Raw genomic sequence first — 343 nt, 5'->3', positions numbered from 1 at the left:
CGACAGCGAGGCGTCCTAGCAACGTGGCCGGAATGAGCGGATAGCGGGGAAGCTTGCGAACGGTTTGGGCAGGCCATTCGCCGATGGCTACGGCGGTTGCGGACAGCGTGTAATACCCGGCCACGGCCCCGTCCGGCAAAACAAGAACAAAGGGTGCCGCGACGTTCTTGCGCGCATCCTGCCCGGCCTGCACCCTGAAATACCGATCGAGCGCCTCTATGCCGCTCTCGAAAGATGTCCTGTCGTGCTGCAGATCAAGCACTTCGACCCGAAGAGCCCCCTCGGCCGAACTGCTCACCTTTAGGTACCGGTGGCTTGACGATAGTGGCGCACCGTCTCACGC

At 62.7% G+C, this 343-nt stretch carries 1 pseudogene; it reads right to left on the bottom strand.

What is annotated here, in order from left to right:
- Window positions 1-298, bottom strand: a pseudogene (locus EN804_RS35485) (GNAT family N-acetyltransferase); the annotation flags it as partial.
- Window positions 299-343 lie beyond the last annotated feature (45 nt).

The organism is Mesorhizobium sp. M8A.F.Ca.ET.161.01.1.1 (genome assembly GCF_004792105.1).
In the GTDB taxonomy this organism is placed as follows: Bacteria; Pseudomonadota; Alphaproteobacteria; order Rhizobiales; family Rhizobiaceae; genus Mesorhizobium.
Note: the sequence above shows the minus strand (reverse complement) of the source record. Positions and strands in the feature narration are given on the sequence as shown.